This window comes from Burkholderia gladioli, from assembly GCF_000959725.1.
Lineage (GTDB): Bacteria > Pseudomonadota > Gammaproteobacteria > Burkholderiales > Burkholderiaceae > Burkholderia > Burkholderia gladioli.
Genome location: NZ_CP009323.1, coordinates 1,900,857 through 1,916,420, shown reverse-complemented (window position 1 = coordinate 1,916,420; position 15,564 = coordinate 1,900,857). Strand labels below are relative to the sequence as shown.

At 68.0% G+C, this 15,564-nt stretch carries 20 protein-coding genes; all 20 read right to left on the bottom strand.

Annotated features, from left to right (window positions below):
- Positions 1–22: 22 nt before the first annotated feature.
- Positions 23–388 (bottom strand): phosphoribosyl-ATP diphosphatase, encoded by a 366-nt coding sequence (locus BM43_RS25585; RefSeq protein WP_017918336.1) that lies wholly within the window; start codon positions 386–388, stop codon positions 23–25.
- Positions 385–810, bottom strand: a complete 426-nt coding sequence (gene hisI / locus BM43_RS25580) for a phosphoribosyl-AMP cyclohydrolase (RefSeq protein ID WP_036048472.1) — start codon at positions 808–810, stop codon at positions 385–387. Before hisI ends, BM43_RS25585 begins: the two co-directional genes overlap by 4 nt.
- The gene (hisF, locus tag BM43_RS25575; protein WP_013696437.1) at positions 810–1,583 is read right to left on the bottom strand and encodes an imidazole glycerol phosphate synthase subunit HisF; all 774 of its coding nucleotides are present in this window, start codon (positions 1,581–1,583) and stop codon (positions 810–812) included. The genes hisI and hisF overlap by 1 nt, the downstream gene beginning before the upstream one ends.
- Before the next feature lie 86 nt (positions 1,584–1,669).
- Positions 1,670–2,425, bottom strand: coding sequence for a 1-(5-phosphoribosyl)-5-[(5-phosphoribosylamino)methylideneamino]imidazole-4-carboxamide isomerase (hisA, locus tag BM43_RS25570; protein ID WP_013696436.1), 756 nt, complete (start codon positions 2,423–2,425; stop codon positions 1,670–1,672).
- A 162-nt stretch (positions 2,426–2,587) separates the two neighbouring features.
- Complete coding sequence (gene hisH / locus BM43_RS25565; RefSeq protein ID WP_013696435.1) at positions 2,588–3,229, bottom strand: imidazole glycerol phosphate synthase subunit HisH; 642 nt, start codon at positions 3,227–3,229, stop codon at positions 2,588–2,590.
- Positions 3,226–3,846, bottom strand: a complete 621-nt coding sequence (locus BM43_RS25560) for a MarC family protein (RefSeq protein ID WP_013696434.1) — start codon at positions 3,844–3,846, stop codon at positions 3,226–3,228. The genes hisH and BM43_RS25560 overlap by 4 nt, the downstream gene beginning before the upstream one ends.
- Positions 3,847–3,921: 75 nt before the next feature.
- Positions 3,922–4,509, bottom strand: coding sequence for an imidazoleglycerol-phosphate dehydratase HisB (gene hisB, locus BM43_RS25555; RefSeq protein WP_017918339.1), 588 nt, complete (start codon positions 4,507–4,509; stop codon positions 3,922–3,924).
- An 82-nt stretch (positions 4,510–4,591) separates the two neighbouring features.
- Positions 4,592–5,662, bottom strand: coding sequence for a histidinol-phosphate transaminase (gene hisC, locus BM43_RS25550; protein WP_036048474.1), 1,071 nt, complete (start codon positions 5,660–5,662; stop codon positions 4,592–4,594).
- Positions 5,663–5,820: 158 nt separating this feature from the next.
- The gene (hisD, locus tag BM43_RS25545) at positions 5,821–7,149 is read right to left on the bottom strand and encodes a histidinol dehydrogenase (RefSeq protein WP_013696431.1); all 1,329 of its coding nucleotides are present in this window, start codon (positions 7,147–7,149) and stop codon (positions 5,821–5,823) included.
- 40 nt (positions 7,150–7,189) lie between these two features.
- Positions 7,190–7,846: an ATP phosphoribosyltransferase gene (hisG, locus tag BM43_RS25540; protein ID WP_017918341.1), complete on the bottom strand. Its 657-nt coding sequence runs from the start codon at positions 7,844–7,846 to the stop codon at positions 7,190–7,192.
- A complete protein-coding gene (murA, locus tag BM43_RS25535) occupies positions 7,843–9,198 on the bottom strand; it encodes a UDP-N-acetylglucosamine 1-carboxyvinyltransferase (RefSeq protein ID WP_036048475.1) in 1,356 nt (451 codons plus the stop codon). Before murA ends, hisG begins: the two co-directional genes overlap by 4 nt.
- 16 nt (positions 9,199–9,214) lie before the next feature.
- Positions 9,215–9,454, bottom strand: coding sequence for a BolA family protein (locus BM43_RS25530; protein WP_013696428.1), 240 nt, complete (start codon positions 9,452–9,454; stop codon positions 9,215–9,217).
- 20 nt (positions 9,455–9,474) lie between these two features.
- Complete coding sequence (locus tag BM43_RS25525; RefSeq protein WP_013696427.1) at positions 9,475–10,230, bottom strand: ABC transporter permease; 756 nt, start codon at positions 10,228–10,230, stop codon at positions 9,475–9,477.
- Complete coding sequence (locus BM43_RS25520) at positions 10,227–11,153, bottom strand: ABC transporter ATP-binding protein (RefSeq protein WP_013696426.1); 927 nt, start codon at positions 11,151–11,153, stop codon at positions 10,227–10,229. Before BM43_RS25520 ends, BM43_RS25525 begins: the two co-directional genes overlap by 4 nt.
- Before the next feature lie 207 nt (positions 11,154–11,360).
- On the bottom strand, positions 11,361–11,630 hold the full coding sequence (locus BM43_RS25515; protein ID WP_025101319.1) for an STAS domain-containing protein: 270 nt from the start codon (positions 11,628–11,630) through the stop codon (positions 11,361–11,363).
- Entirely contained in the window at positions 11,627–12,253 is a 627-nt protein-coding gene (locus BM43_RS25510; protein WP_013696424.1) for an MlaC/ttg2D family ABC transporter substrate-binding protein, read from the bottom strand. Before BM43_RS25510 ends, BM43_RS25515 begins: the two co-directional genes overlap by 4 nt.
- Positions 12,254–12,362: 109 nt before the next feature.
- Positions 12,363–13,283 (bottom strand): MlaA family lipoprotein, encoded by a 921-nt coding sequence (locus tag BM43_RS25505; protein ID WP_036048476.1) that lies wholly within the window; start codon positions 13,281–13,283, stop codon positions 12,363–12,365.
- A 55-nt stretch (positions 13,284–13,338) separates the two neighbouring features.
- Complete coding sequence (gene mlaD / locus BM43_RS25500; protein WP_013696422.1) at positions 13,339–13,845, bottom strand: outer membrane lipid asymmetry maintenance protein MlaD; 507 nt, start codon at positions 13,843–13,845, stop codon at positions 13,339–13,341.
- A gap of 15 nt (positions 13,846–13,860) precedes the next feature.
- The gene (gene mlaE / locus BM43_RS25495; protein ID WP_013696421.1) at positions 13,861–14,628 is read right to left on the bottom strand and encodes a lipid asymmetry maintenance ABC transporter permease subunit MlaE; all 768 of its coding nucleotides are present in this window, start codon (positions 14,626–14,628) and stop codon (positions 13,861–13,863) included.
- Positions 14,625–15,446 carry an ABC transporter ATP-binding protein gene (locus BM43_RS25490; RefSeq protein WP_013696420.1) on the bottom strand — a complete coding sequence of 274 codons (822 nt, stop codon included), beginning with the start codon at positions 15,444–15,446 and terminating at the stop codon, positions 14,625–14,627. The genes mlaE and BM43_RS25490 overlap by 4 nt, the downstream gene beginning before the upstream one ends.
- Positions 15,447–15,564 lie beyond the last annotated feature (118 nt).

Genomic DNA, 15,564 nt, shown 5'->3' with positions numbered 1-15,564 from the left:
CCGACACAGGGCGCGCGAGCGCTCAACCGTCGCCTTCCTCGCGCTCGCGGCGCTTGCGCAGCGCCTTCTCCTCGAGGCCCGACAGGCCCTCGCGGCGTTCGAGCTCGGCCAGCACGTCGGCCGGGCTCAGGTCGTAATGCGACAGCATCACCAGGCAATGGAACCAGAGATCGGCCACTTCGCCGACCAGCGCCGTGGGCGCGCCGCCCTGGCGCACGTCCTTGGCGGCCAGCACCACCTCGGTGGCTTCCTCGCCGATCTTCTTGAGCACCGCGTCGTCGCCCTTGTGGAACAGGCGCGACACGTAGGACTGCTCGGGATCGCCGCCCTTGCGGCTGTCGATCACGGCCGCCAGGCGCAGCAGGGTGTCGTGGGTGGTCTGCGTCATTTGTAGATGTGCTCGGGATCTTTCAGCACCGGCTCGACCGCGACCCAGTCGCCGCCTTCCACGGTGCCCTCGAATTTCTGGAAAAAGCAGGAATGCCGGCCGGTATGGCAGGCGATACCCGATATCTGCTCGATCTTGAGCAGCACGACGTCCTCGTCACAATCGAGCCGGACCTCGTGCACATGCTGCACATGCCCCGATTCCTCGCCCTTGAACCACAGGCGCTGACGCGAACGCGAATAATAAACGGCCCGGCCGGTTTCGACAGTCTTGCTCAGAGCCTCGCGATTCATCCAGGCGAACATCAGCACGTCGTTGCTGCCGAGCTCCTGCGCGATCACCGGCACCAGGCCGTCATCGTCCCAGCGGACCTTGTCGAGCCAGGCCGGCTGCGGCGCCGCCTGGGTGCTTTGCGTGGTCATCAGAGCCTCACCGGAATGCCGCGACCGGCCATGAAGCGCTTCGCCTCGCCGACCGTGTGTTCGCCGTAGTGGAAGATGCTCGCGGCCAGCACCGCGTCGGCGCGGCCGTCGACGATGCCGTCGGCCAGGTGCTGTAGCGAGCCGACGCCGCCCGAGGCGATCACCGGCACCGGCACCGCGTCGGACACGCCGCGCGTGAGCGCCAGGTCGAAGCCGGACTTGGTGCCGTCGCGATCCATGCTGGTCAGCAGGATCTCGCCCGCGCCGAGCTCGGCCATCTTGCGGGCCCATTCGATCGCGTCGAGCCCGGTGCCCTTGCGCCCGCCGTGGGTGAAGACTTCCCAGCGCGGCGCCTCGCCCTCGCCCGACACGCGCTTGGCGTCGATCGCCACCACGATGCACTGCGAGCCGTACTTGCCGGCCGCGTCGGCCACCAGTTGCGGGTTGGCGACCGCCGAGGAGTTCATGCTGACCTTGTCGGCGCCGGCGTTGAGCAGGCGCCGCACGTCCTCGACGGCGCGCACGCCGCCGCCCACCGTCAGCGGGATGAAGACCTGCGAGGCGACCGCCTCGATGATCGGCAGGATCAGGTCGCGCTGGTCGGAGGTGGCGGTGATGTCGAGGAAGGTGAGTTCGTCGGCGCCCTGGTCGTCGTAGCGCCGCGCGATTTCGACGGGGTCGCCCGCGTCGCGCAGTTCGACGAAATTGACGCCCTTCACGACGCGCCCGGCGGTCACGTCGAGACAGGGAATGATGCGTTTAGCTAGAGCCATGATCTTGCACAAGTGCCGCAGGTAAGGCCGCCCGCGTCGGCGGGCGGCTCGGGCGAAGACGCGGGCGGTGATCCGCCGCGAGCGGATCAGGCGTCGTCGAGTTCGCCGTTCAGTTCGTCGGCGCGCCGTTGCGCGACCGAAAAGTCGAGATCGCCGGAGTAGATCGCGCGGCCGCAGATCACGCCCTCGATTCCCTCGCCTTCCACCTCGCAGAGCTGCTCGATGTCGTTGAGGTTCGACAGGCCGCCGCTGGCAATCACCGGAATGCCGACCGCCTGCGCGAGCTTGACGGTCGCCTCGATGTTGATGCCCTGGAGCATGCCGTCGCGGCCGATGTCGGTATAGACGATCGATTCGACGCCGTAGTCCTCGAACTTGCGGGCCAGGTCGATCACCTCGTGACCGGTCAGCTTGCTCCAGCCGTCGGTGGCGACCTTGCCGTCCTTCGCGTCGAGGCCGACGATGATGCTGCCGGCGAAGGCGGTGCAGGCATCCTGCAGGAAGCCCGGGTCCTTCACGGCGGCAGTGCCGATGATCACGTAGGACAGGCCCGCGTCGAGATACTTCTCGATGGTCTCCAGGCTGCGGATGCCGCCGCCCAGTTGCACCGGGATCTCGTCGCCGACCTCCTCGAGGATCGCCTCGATCGCCTCGAGGTTCTTCGGCTTGCCCGCGAACGCGCCGTTCAGGTCGACCAGATGAAGGCGCCGCGCGCCGAGATCGACCCATTTGCGAGCCATCGCCGCCGGGTCCTCGGAGAAAATCGTCGCCTGGTCCATATCGCCCTGTTTGAGGCGCACACATTGACCGTCTTTAAGATCGATGGCCGGAATCAGCAGCATAGCTATCGGAAGTCGTCTGGAAAAAGGAGGGGGGACGCGTCGTTGCCGGCCGAACCGGCACCGCGCCGTTTGCTAGTTTAGTACAAGTCTTTCAGGGTTTTGACGCGCGAGCCCCGCAGCACGGGCATTCTGGGCCCATCCGGCGTGGCGGCCGCGCGACGCTCAGGGCTGCCAGTGCACGAAATTGCGGTACAGCCGCAGCCCGACCTCGGCGCTTTTCTCCGGGTGAAATTGGGTCGCGAAGATATTGTCGCGCGCCACCGCCGACACGAAGGGCTCGCCGTAAGGGGTTTCGCCGGCCGCGTGGGCACGATCGGCGGGCTCCACGTAGTAGCTGTGCACGAAGTAGAAGAAGGCCTCGTCGGGCACGCCGTCCCACAACGGGTGGGCCAGGGTCTGGCGCACGCGGTTCCAGCCCATCTGGGGCACCTTGTAGCGCGAGCCGTCGTCCTGCAGCCGGCCTTCCAGGTCGAAGCGCAGCACCTTGCCCGGCAGCAGGCCCAGGCCCGGCGTATCGCCCTCGGCGCTCCAGTCGAACAGCATCTGCTCGCCCACGCACACGCCCAGCAGCGGCTTGCTGCGCGAGGCCTCGATCACCGCCTCCTGCAGCCCCGACTCGCCCAGGCAGCGCATGCAGTCGGGCATCGCGCCCTGGCCCGGCAGCACCACGCGGTCGGCCGCGCGGATCTGCTCGGGGCGATCGACGATCGCCACCTCGGCTTCCGGCCCCGCCTTCCTCAGCGCCTGGGCCACCGAACGCAGGTTGCCCATTCCATAATCCACAATCGCAATCGAAGTTTTCATTTCAGTGCAGGCAGTAACGCCTTCAGTCCGTCGACGATGAACTCCACCGCCAGCGCCGACAACATCAATCCCATCAGCCGCGTCGCAATATTAATGCCGGTGCGGCCGATCCAGTGCGCGATCGGCTCGGCCAGCCGCATCGCGACGAAACAGAGGCCCGCGATCACCGCGCCGATCGCGATCAGGCCCAGCCGGTCGTACCAGTGCGCGGCATTGGCCGAATAGACGATCACCGTGCTGATCGAGCCGGGGCCGGTCAGGAGCGGGATCGCGAGCGGCACCACCGCCACGCTGTTCTTCGACTCGGCCTCGTCGCGCTCCTCGGGCGTGGAGCGCGCGTTGCCCATCTGCGCGTTGAGCATGTTGATCGCCATCAGCAGCATGATGATGCCGCCGCCCACCTCCAGCGAGCCCACCGAGATCCCGAAGAAGCGGATGATCTGCTGGCCCAGCAGGGTCGTCACGACGATCACGAAGAACACCGAGACCGCCGCGATGCGCACCGTGCGGCGCCGCTCCTCGTCGCCCTGCGAGGCCGTCAGGCTCAGGAAGAACGGCACCGCGCCGAGCGGGTTGATCAGCGCGAGCAGCGAGATGAACGATTTGAGCAGGTCCATGGACGGGCCGCATGGCGAACGGGCGAATCGGAAGCCCGGCGAGGCCGTCTGCCGGCCCGCCGGGCGCGCATTCGATCAGAGGCTGCCCTTGGTCGACGGGATCTGGCCGGCGGCGCGCTCGTCGAGCTCGACCGCCATGCGCAGCGCGCGGCCGAAGGCCTTGAACACGGTCTCGAGCTGATGATGCGCGTTGATGCCGCGCAGATTGTCGATGTGCAGCGTGACGCCGGCATGGTTCACGAAGCCGCGGAAGAACTCGATCGACAGGTCCACGTCGAAGGTGCCGATCCGCGCGCGCGTGAACGGCACGTGGAATTCCAGGCCGGGACGGCCCGAGAAGTCGATCACCACGCGCGACAGCGCCTCGTCGAGCGGCACGTAGGAATGGCCGTAGCGGCGGATCCCCTTGCGCTCGCCGATCGCCTTCGCGACCGCCTGGCCGAGCGTGATGCCGACGTCCTCCACCGTGTGGTGGTCGTCGATATGGGTATCGCCATGCGCTTCGATGTCGAGATCGATGAGACCATGGCGCGCGATCTGGTCGAGCATATGGTCGAGGAACGGCACGCCGGTGGCCAGCTTCTGCTGGCCCGTGCCGTCGAGATTGATCTTCACACGGATCTGCGTTTCGCTGGTATTGCGAACGACTTCCGCCACACGCATGGTGATTCCTTGAAATGGCTGAGGTAAAGGGGGCGAGATGGTGCCGGCGCCAACCGAACGATGCCAGGCGCGCCGGCCCGGTTCAGTGCAGCACCCGCCGCAGCGCGGCGAGCAGCAGGTCGTTCTCGTCAGGAGAACCGACGGTCAAACGCACGCAATTCGCGAGCAATGGGTGCATTTTACTCACGTTTTTGATCAATACCCGCTCGGACAATAACGACTCGAACAGCGCGCCGGCGTCGGGCACGCGCACCAGCAGGAAATTGCCGGCGCTGGGGAACACCGTGGCACCCGGCAGCGCGGCCAGGGCCTGCGCCAGCCGTCCGCGCTCGGCGCGCAGCTCGGCGGCCTGCGCGTCGAGCACGCCGAGGTGGTCGAGCAGGTAGTCGACCGCCGCCTGGGTCAGCACGTTGACGTTGTAGGGCGGGCGCACCTTGTCGAATTCGGCCAGCCAGGCCGGTGCGCCGGCCAGGTAGCCGAGCCGTACGCCGGCCAGGCCCATCTTCGAGACCGTGCGCATCACCACCACGTTGTCGAACTCGGGCACGCGCGCGAGCCAACTGCGCTCGGCGAAGGGCTGGTAGGCCTCGTCGATCACCACCAGGCTGGTGCCGGCCGCCGCGATGATGCGGGCAACGTCCTCGTCGGCGTAGAGCGTGCCGGTGGGATTGTTCGGGTAGGCCAGGTGGATCAGCGCCGGGCGGTGCTCGGCGATCGCCGCAAGCATCGCCTCGATATCGAGGGACATATCCTCGCGCAGCGGCACGCCGACGAAGTCGAGCCCGGCGAAGCGCGCGTACTGCTCGACCATCACGAAACCCGGCACCGGCATCAGCACGCTCGCGCCGGGCCTGGCGCAGGCGATGCAGAGGATGCTGATCAGTTCGTCCGAACCGTTGCCGAGCATCACATCGAGCTCGGCCGGAATCCCCATCGCCGCGCGCAGCTTGTCGATCAACGCGAGCGGGCGCGGCGGCGGATAGCGGTTCAGCGCGACCTGCGCGAGCCGTTCGCCGAGCCCGGCGGCCAGCGGGGCCGGCAGCGTATACGGGTTCTCCATCGCGTCGAGCTTCACGAAGCCGGTCGCGTCGGGCACCGGGTAGCCCGTCATCGCGAGCACGTCGGGACGGATGATGTCTTGAGGCGTCGTCATGGTGTGCACGGCGTGCTTGGCGCCGTTCCTTGCCGCGGCCGGTCGAGGCGGGCCGCCTGTGGGGTACTGCGGGTCTCGTCGCGTGGGGTGGCGAGGCTTTGGCGCGAGCCGTCTCCTGGCGCGCCACGCTCGCGCCGGCTACACCGGCGCGAGCGTAGTCAGTGGTGGCCGTGGTGGCGCATCCGGTACTCGGCGCTGCGTGCATGCGCCTGCAGGCCTTCGCCGTAGGCCAGCTCGGAGGCGATCTCGCCGAGCGTCTGCGCGCCCTCGGCGCTGACCTCGATCACGCTGGAGCGCTTGATGAAATCGTAGACGCCCAGCGGCGAGGAGAAGCGCGCGGTGCGCGAGGTCGGCAGCACGTGGTTCGGGCCCGCGCAGTAGTCGCCCAGGCTCTCGCTGGTGTAGCGGCCGAGGAAGATCGCGCCGGCGTGGCGGATCTGCTTGCCCCACTGCTGCGGCTCGAGCGCGGAGATCTCCAGGTGCTCGGGCGCGATGTCGTTGGCGATCCGGCAGGCCTCGGCCATGTCGCGCACCTTGACCAGCGCGCCGCGCCCTTCCAGCGAGGCGCGGATCACGGCCTCGCGCGGCATGCTCGGCAGCAGCTCGTCGATCGCCTTCTCGACGCGCTCGATGAAGGCCGCGTCGGGGCACAGCAGGATCGACTGCGCGAGCTCGTCGTGCTCGGCCTGCGAGAACAGGTCCATCGCCACCCAGTGCGGATCGGTGGTGCCGTCGCAGATCACCAGGATCTCGGAAGGCCCGGCGATCATGTCGATGCCGACCGTGCCGAACACGCGGCGCTTGGCCGAGGCCACATAGGCATTGCCCGGGCCGCAGATCTTGTCGACCGCCGGCACGGTTTCGGTGCCGTAGGCGAGCGCGGCCACCGCCTGCGCGCCGCCGATGGTGAACACGCGATCGACGCCGCCCAGGTAGGCCGCGGCCAGCACCAGCTCGTTGCTCACGCCGTCGGGGGTGGGCACCACCATCACGATCTCGCCGACCCCGGCGACCCGCGCCGGAATCGCGTTCATCAGCACCGAGGAGGGATAGGCGGCCTTGCCGCCCGGCACGTAGAGACCGACGCGGTCGAGCGGCGTGACCTTCTGGCCCAGCACCGTGCCATCCGATTCGGTGTACTGCCAGCTATGGCTGCCGCACTCGAGCTTCTGCTTCTCGTGGTAGCCGCGCACGCGCGCGGCGGCCGCCTCCAGCGCCGCGCGGCGCTTGGGCTCGAGCCCTTCCAGGGCGGCTTCCAGCGCGTCCTGGCGCAGTTCCAGCGCGGCCACGCTGGCGGCCTGCAGGCGGTCGAAGCGGTTCGTGTAGTCGAGCACGGCCGCGTCGCCGCGCGCCTTCACGTCGGCCAGGATGGCCGCGACCGAGCGCTCGATCGCGTCGTCCTCGCTCGCCTCGAACGCGAGCACCGCACGCAGGTCGGCCGCGAACCCTTCGCGGCTGGAATCGAGTTTGCGAATCTTGATAGACATGATGCTTCCGTTCCGGTGATGCGCCGGGGCCTCGGGGCGGTCAGGCCCCGCCCTGCTTCGACGCGCGTTCGAACGCGTCGAGGATCGGCTTGAGCGCGGCGCGCTTCAACTTCAGCGCGGCCTGGTTCACGACGAGGCGCGAGGAGATCGGCATGATCTCCTCCACCTCGACCAGATGGTTCGCCTTGAGCGTATTGCCCGAGCTGACCAGGTCGACGATCGCGTCGGCCAGGCCGACCAGCGGCGCCAGCTCCATCGAGCCGTACAGCTTGATCAGGTCGACGTGCACGCCCTTGGCGGCGAAGTGCTCGCGCGCGGTGGCCACGTACTTGGTGGCCACCCGCAGCCGCGCGCCCTGGCGCACCGCGTTGGCGTAGTCGAAGCCGTCCTGCACCGCCACCGACATCCGGCAGCGCGCGATGCCCAGGTCGATCGGCTGGTAGAGCCCGCCGCCGCCGTGCTCGATCAGCACGTCCTTGCCGGCCACGCCGAAATCGGCCGCGCCGTATTCGACATAGGTGGGCACGTCGGTGGCGCGCACGATGATCACGCGCACGTTCGGGTCGTTGGTCGGCAGGATCAGCTTGCGCGACGATTCCGGATCCTCGGCGACCTGGATGCCCGCGGCCGCCAGCAGCGGCACGGTTTCCTCGAAGATACGCCCTTTCGAGAGCGCGAGGGTCAGGGGTGCGGTCATGCGGGACTCCCGGTGAGACGGCGCACGTCGGCGCCTACGGCGTTCAGCTTGGCTTCCATCCGATCATAGCCGCGATCGAGATGGTAAATACGGTCGATGACGGTCTCGCCGTCGGCGCACAGGCCCGCGATCACGAGGCTGGCCGAGGCGCGCAGGTCGGTGGCCATCACCGCGGCGCCCGACAGCCGCGCCACGCCGGTGACCAGCGCGGTATTGCCGTCCACCACGATGTCCGCGCCGAGCCGGTTGAGCTCCTGCACGTGCATGAAGCGGTTCTCGAAGATGGTCTCGACCACGTGCGCGCTGCCCTCGGCCACGGCGTTCAGGGTCATGAACTGCGCCTGCATGTCGGTCGGGAAGGCCGGGTATTCCGAGGTGCGGATCGCCACCGCGGCGGGCCGCCGGTCCATCCTCACGCGCAGCGTGTCGGCCTGCTCCTCGAGCACGGCGCCGGTCTCGCGCAGCTTGCCGAGCACCGCGTCGAGCAGGTTGGCGCGCATGCCGCGCAGCGTGACGTCGCCGCCCGCGGCCGCCACCGCGCACAGGAAGGTGCCGGCCTCGATGCGGTCGGGCACCACCGCGTGGCTCGCGCCGTGCAGGCGCTCGACGCCCTGGATCACCAGCCGGTCGGTGCCGATCCCATCGATCCGCGCACCCATCTTCACCAGCAGGTTGGCCAGGTCCGTCACCTCGGGCTCGCGCGCGGCGTTCTCGAGGATGGTTTCGCCCTCGGCAAGCACCGCGGCCATCAGCAGGTTCTCGGTGCCCGTCACGGTGATCATGTCGGTGACGATGCGCGCGCCCTTCAGGCGCGTGGCGCGGGCCTCGATGTAGCCGTGCTCGATGCTGATCTCGGCGCCCATCGCCTGCAGGCCCTTGATGTGCTGGTCGACCGGGCGCGCGCCGATCGCGCAGCCGCCCGGCAGCGACACCTTGGCGTAGCCGAAGCGCGCCACCAACGGGCCCAGCACCAGGATCGAGGCGCGCATGGTCTTGACCAGCTCGTAGGGCGCGACCGGCTCGCCCACGTTCGCCGCGTCGAGCACCACGCGCGCGCCGTCCACCTCGCTCGTCACGCCCATCCCGCCCAGCAGGGCCAGCATGGTGCGCACGTCCTGCAGGTCGGGCACGTTGTCGAGCCTCAACGGTTCGGCGCTCAAGAGGCTGGCGCAGAGGATCGGCAGGGCCGCGTTCTTCGCGCCCGACACCTGGATCTCGCCGGCCAGGCGGCGCCCGCCCGTCAATATCAGCCGCTCCCCCTGCCCGTGCGCAACCCGGCCGGCGGCCGGGTCGACAGCCGGGCTCGTCGCGACGCTCTGGACCGCGTCGCGTTCTTTTACTGAAACTTGCACGAAGTTCGTCCGTTCTTTATGCGTTCTGCCATTCGGCGGGCGTCAGCGTCTTCATGCTGAGCGCGTGGATTTCCTGCTTCATGCGGTCGCCGAGCGCCGCGTAGACCAGCTGATGGCGCTGGATCGGCCGCTTGCCCTCGAATTCGGCCGACACGATGGTCGCGAAGAAATGCTGGCCGTCGCCTTCGACTTCCAGATGCGTGCAGGCGAGACCGCCCGCGATGTATTGCTTGACCTGCTCGGGAGTCGGCAACATGAAAAAGGCTCCAGTCGATATCAGTGACGCAGCTTGTAGCCGGTGGCCAGGAGCCGCATCGCGACCAGCGCGAGCAGCACGAAGAAACCGGCGACGATAGCGAGGCTCCGCAGCGGATCGATGTCGGAGACACCGAAGAAGCCGTAGCGGAACCCGTCGATCATGTAGAAAAAGGGATTCAGGCGCGACACCTCGCGCCACACGGGCGGCAGCGAGTGGGTCGAATAGAACACGCCGGACAGGAAGGTCAGCGGCATGATCAGGAAGTTCTGGAAGGCGGCGAGCTGGTCGAATTTCTCGGCCAGGATCCCGGCGATCAGGCCGAGCGTGCCGAGGATGGCCGAGCCGAACAGCGCGAACAGCAGGATGAACAGCGGCGCGGCGAAACCGACCGGGATGAACCAGATGGTCACCACGAACACCCCCAGCCCGACCGCCAGCCCGCGCACCACGGCGGCCAGCACGTAGGCCGAGAAGATCTCGGCGTAGGACAGCGGCGGCAGCAGCATGAACACCAGGTTGCCGGTGATCTTCGACTGGATCAGTGAGGAGGAGCTGTTGGCGAAGGCGTTCTGCAGCACGCTCATCATCACCAGGCCCGGTACCAGGAAGCTCACGTACTCCACGCCGGGATAGACGTTGACGCGGCCCGACAGCGCGTGGCCGAAGATCGTCAGGTACAGCAACGCGGTCACCACCGGCGCGAGCACGGTCTGGAACGACACCTTCCAGAACCGCAGGAGTTCCTTGTAGAACAGCGTGCGAAAACCGCTCATGCCAGACCCTCGATCACGTCTGCCCCGTTCATCACCTGGACGAACACGTCCTCGAGGTCGGCCTTGCGCACCTCGATCTCGTCGAATGCACAGCCCGCCGCGCGGCAGGCCGACAGGATGCGCTCCACCTCGTCGTAGTTGGTGAGGCGCAACAGGTGCTCGCGCGCGCCGGTCGGCGCCGGCTCGCTGGCCAGCGTGCGCAGCTCGGCGGGCAGCTCGCCCTGCGACAGGCGCAGGTAGAGCTGCAGCCCGGCGAAGCGGCGCAGCAGCGCGTCGGTGCGATCGAGCGCCACCACCTCGCCGCGCCGCAGCATCGCGATGCGATCGCAGAGCGACTCGGCTTCCTCGAGATAGTGGGTGGTCAGCACGATGGTGTGGCCTTCGCGATTCAGGCGCGAGATGAACTTCCAGAGCGTCTGGCGCAGTTCGACGTCCACGCCCGCGGTCGGCTCGTCGAGCACGATCACCGGCGGGCGGTGCACCAGCGCCTGCGCGACCAGCACGCGGCGCTTCATGCCGCCCGACAGCGCGCGCATGTTGGCATCGGCCTTCTCGGTCAGGTCGAGGTTGGCCATCACCTCGTCGATCCAGTCGTCGTTGCGGCGCAGGCCGAAATAGCCGGACTGGATGCGCAGCGTCTCGCGCACCGAGAAGAACGGATCGAACACCAGTTCCTGCGGCACCACCCCGAGCGCGCGCCGCGCGCCGCGGAAGTCGTTCACCACGTCGTGGCCGCGCACCGAGATGCTGCCTTCGTCGGCGCGGGCGAGCCCGGCGAGGATGCTGATGAGCGTGGTCTTGCCGGCGCCGTTCGGCCCGAGCAGGCCGAAGAACTCGCCCTCCTCGACGGACAGGCTGACGCCCTTGAGCGCCTGAAGCGAGGCATAGCGCTTCTTGACGTTGCGGATTTCTATGGCTGACATGACTGAGCGCGGCACCTGAGCGCCGGGACGCCGGATTCTGGTCGTTGGAAACGAATGGGGAAAATGGGGGCCGATTGGACGCCCCGCAAAACGGTTGATTATAGGGCAAACCGGCGGGGCGGTCCGAGGCGGCAAACCCGCATCGGGAGGGGGCATCGCAGGCACGGGTTGGCGCGGGCCGGCCCGGGTGCGATTCTCAGGCGAGCGTCAATGTCGCTCGGCGAGGAGGGTGTCGATGCCGTAGGCGCGCGCCAGGCTGGCGAGCTTGTCCGGCAGGTTGAGGATGTCGAGCCGCGCGCCGCGCGCCTGGGCCGCGCGCTGCCAGGCGAGCAGCACCGCCAGCGCGGCCGAGTCGAACTGCGCGAGCGCCGCGCAGTCGACCGCGTTCGCGCCGGCGGCGATCCGGCCGAGGCCCTCGTCGAGCGCGGCCTTCGCGCTCGCGTGGGTCAGGGTGGCGCCGGTCGCGAACTGGCTCACGATGCCTTGCCGCTGGCCAGTTGCTGGTTGCGCTCGGTCAGGAACTTGATCAGGCCGTCCACGCCGCTTTGCTGGATCTTCTCGTTGAACTGCTGCTGGTAGGTCTGGATCAGCCAGGCGCCGAGCACGTTCAGGTCATACACGCGCCAGCCTTGCGGCGACTTGTACAGGCGATAGTCGATCTGGGCCGGCTGGCCGTTGGTCTGCGCCAGCGTGCGCACCACCACGTCGGTGGCGCCCGGGTCGGCGCGGAACGGCGGGTACTGGATCTGCTGATCCGGCTTGAGCTGGGCCAGCGCGCCGGCGTAGGTGCGGATCAGCAGCATCTTGAACTGCTCGATCACCTGCTGCTGCTGGTCGGGCGTGGCGGCGCGCCAGTTGCGGCCCATCACGATCTGCGTGGTGCGGCGGAAATCGACGTACGGGAGGATGTCGCGATTGACGATATCGGTCACGCGGCCGATGTCGTTCGGCTTGATCGACTGCGTGCGCACTTCGTTGAGCACCTGCTCGGTGGCGGTCTTGATCAGCGCCTGCGGGTTCGATTGGTCGACCTGCGCTTGGGCCGCGCTGCCGAACGAGAAGAAAGCGGCGGCGACGGGGATCAGAAACAGTTTTTTCATGGCTATGTCCTGCAGAGTGAGTCGGTGCGTCATTTTGAACCGACGACGGGGTGCAAGTTGCATCCGTCGCCGTCACAAACGTTTCCGGCTGTAACGAACCGGGGCCGGATCAGTGCAGCCGCAGGCTGGGCCAGTGCAGGCCGTTCGGCGAGGGCGGCACGACGTTCTGGGCCGGCACGTGGGTCGCGCTGGAGGGATCCGGCGCGGCGGCGGCCGACGACGCGGCATCCGCGCCCGAGGCCGGGGCGGCAGGCGCCGAGCCGTCCTCGGGCACGTCGTACTTCGGCAGCGCGTCGCTGCTGTAGTCGGGCACGCTGGCCGCCGCCTTGCGTCCGCCGGGGCCGCCCGAGGCGGCGATCAGCGATTGGCGGCGCTGCAGGTAGGCATTGCGCACGAAGGAATACTTGTCGATCGCGGCCGCGTCGAGCACGTCGCCGGCGCCGAGCAGGTTGGCGCGCGTATTGATCAGGTTCACGCCGAACAGGCTCCAGCTCAGCGCGTCCGGGCTCACGTAGGTGAGCGGGTTGCCGGCATAGTCGACCGCCAGGCCCGCCGTGTCGCGCACCGTGCTCGGTCCGAGGAAGGGCAGCACCACGTAGGGGCCCGAGGGCACGCCGTAGTGGCCCATGGTCAGGCCGAAGTCGGCCGTGTGCTTGGGCAGCTTGGCGACGGTCGCGACGTCGAACAGGCCGCCCACGCCGAACACCGTGTTGATCACCACGCGCATGATGTCGCCCACGCCGTCGGCGATGCGCAGCTGCACGAGGTTGTTGGCGGCGATGTAGACGTCGCCGATGTTCGAGAAGAAGTTCGTCACGCTGTCGCGCACCGGCTGCGGCACCGCCCACTGGTAGCCCTTGGCCACGGGCTTGAGCGCGTAGGTGTCGACGGTGTCGTTGAACTTGTACATGGTCCGGTTGAAGCCCTCGAACGGATCGCCCTTGGTGGGCGTCTGGACGGTGGCGCAACCGCTCATCGCGGCAACGGCCGCGACGGCCAGAACCGTGTTCCTGAGGCGCATGGTCTGCATGATGGTGTTCCCTCTTCTCTTTTCTCTTGTTTCGCCGTGGGGATGATGGCGCCGCCTAGTGCGCGCCGGCCCCCGATGCCGCGGCCGGTTTCGCACCGCCCGCATCCGCTGCCTTGCTGTACAGGAACTGCCCGATCAGATTCTCCAGCACGATCGCCGACTGCGTCATCGAGATCGTGTCGCCGGCCTTCAGCATCTCGGTGTCGCCGCCGGGCTCGAGCCCGATGTACTGCTCGCCGAGCAGGCCCGAGGTCAGGATCTTCGCGGAGGAATCCTTCGGAAACGGGTATTGCTTGTCCAGGTCGACGGTCACCACCGCCTGGTAGGTATTGGTGTCGAAGCCGATCGAGCCGACCCGGCCGACCACCACGCCGGCGCTCTTGACGGCCGCGCGCGGCTTGAGCCCGCCGATATTGTCGAACTTCATCTTGACGGGATAGGTCGGCTGGAACGACAGCGAGCTCATGTTGCCCACCTTCAGCGCGAGGAACAGCAGCGCCAGGAAACCCAGCACCACAAAGAGGCCGACCCAGAAGTCGAGAGCAGTCTTTTTCATCGTCATCTCTGTATTGGCTGACTAGCTGAACATCAGCGCGGTCAGCAGGAAATCGAGGCCGAGTACGGCGAGCGAGGCGTACACGACGGTCTTGGTGGTCGCGCGCGACACGCCCTCGGGCGTCGGCTTCGCCTCGTAACCCTGGTAGAGCGCGGTGAAGGTGACGGCAAAGCCGAACACCACGCTCTTGAGCACGCCGTTGCCGACATCCGACCAGACGTCGACGCCGCCCTGCATCTGCGACCAGAACGCGCCCGGATCGACGCCGATCAGCACCACGCCGACGAAGTAGCCGCCCAGCACGCCGACCGCGCAGAAGATCGCCGATAAGAGCGGCATGGTGATGATGCCGGCCCACATGCGCGGCGCGACCACCGTCTTGATCGGGTCCACCGCCATCATCTCGAGCGCGGTGAGCTGCTCGCCGGCCTTCATCAGGCCGATCTCGGCGGTCAGCGAGGTGCCGGCGCGGCCCGCGAACAGCAGCGCGGTGACCACCGGGCCGAGCTCGCGCACCAGCGAGAGCGCCACCAGCAGCCCGAGCGACTGCTCGGCGCCGTAGCGGTTCAGCGTGTAGTAGCCCTGCAGGCCCAGCACGAAGCCGACGAACAGCCCCGACACGGCAATGATCACGAAGGAGTAATTGCCGAGGAAGTGGATCTGCTTGGTGACCAGGCGCGGGCGGCGCAGCAGCGCGAAGCATTCGAGCACCAGCCGCACGAACAACCGCGAGGCATAACCCGTGCGTTCGAGGCCACCGACCACGTAACGACCGATTGCACTGATCATCGCCGCCCTCCGCCAAGGCCGAAGTCCGCGTCGAGCGGCGGGCTGGTGTAGTGGAACCGGAACGGGCCGTCGGGCACGCCGTCGATGAACTGGCGCACGCTCGGCTCGGTCGAGGCCCGCAGCTCGTCGGGCGTGCCCTGGGCGAGCACGCCGCCGTTGCCGAGGAAGTAGACGTAGTCGGCGATCGCGAACGATTCGGGCACGTCGTGGGTGACCAGGATCGAGGTCGCGCCGAGCGCCTGGTTCAGCGTGCGGATCAGGTTCGCGGTGATGCCCAGCGAGATCGGGTCGAGCCCGGCGAAGGGCTCGTCGTACATGATCAGCTGGGGGTCGAGCGCGATCGCGCGCGCCAGCGCGATGCGGCGCGCCATGCCGCCCGACACCTCGGAGGGCATCAGGTCGCGCGCGCCGCGCAGGCCGACCGCGTTGAGCTTCATCAGCACCAGGTCGCGGATCAGCGGCTCGGGCAGGTCGGTATGCTCGCGCAGCACGAAGGCGACATTGTCGAACACCGACATGTCGGTAAAGAGGGCGCCGAACTGGAACAGCATGCCCATCTTGCGGCGCAGCGCATAGAGGCCGTCGCGCGACTGCGCGCCGACATCGGCGCCGTCGAACAGCACCTGGCCGCGGCTGGCCCGCACCAGGCCGCCGATCAGTCGCAGCACCGTCGTCTTGCCACAGCCGGACCCGCCCATCACCGCCACCACCTGCCCGCGCCCGAAGCGCAGGTTCAGATTCGACAGGACGAGCCGGTCACCGCCATAGCCGAAATCGACGTCGCGAAGTTCCAGCAGGGACTCGGAAGGAGAGCTCACGGAGCTGACAATCCTGTTACGCAGAACGCCGAATTATAGGGCCTGCCTTGAATTGCTGTCGCGCACGTGTGCGGCGCGGCAATTTCGGCGTCGCGCCAATCGTTACACGATGTAACCG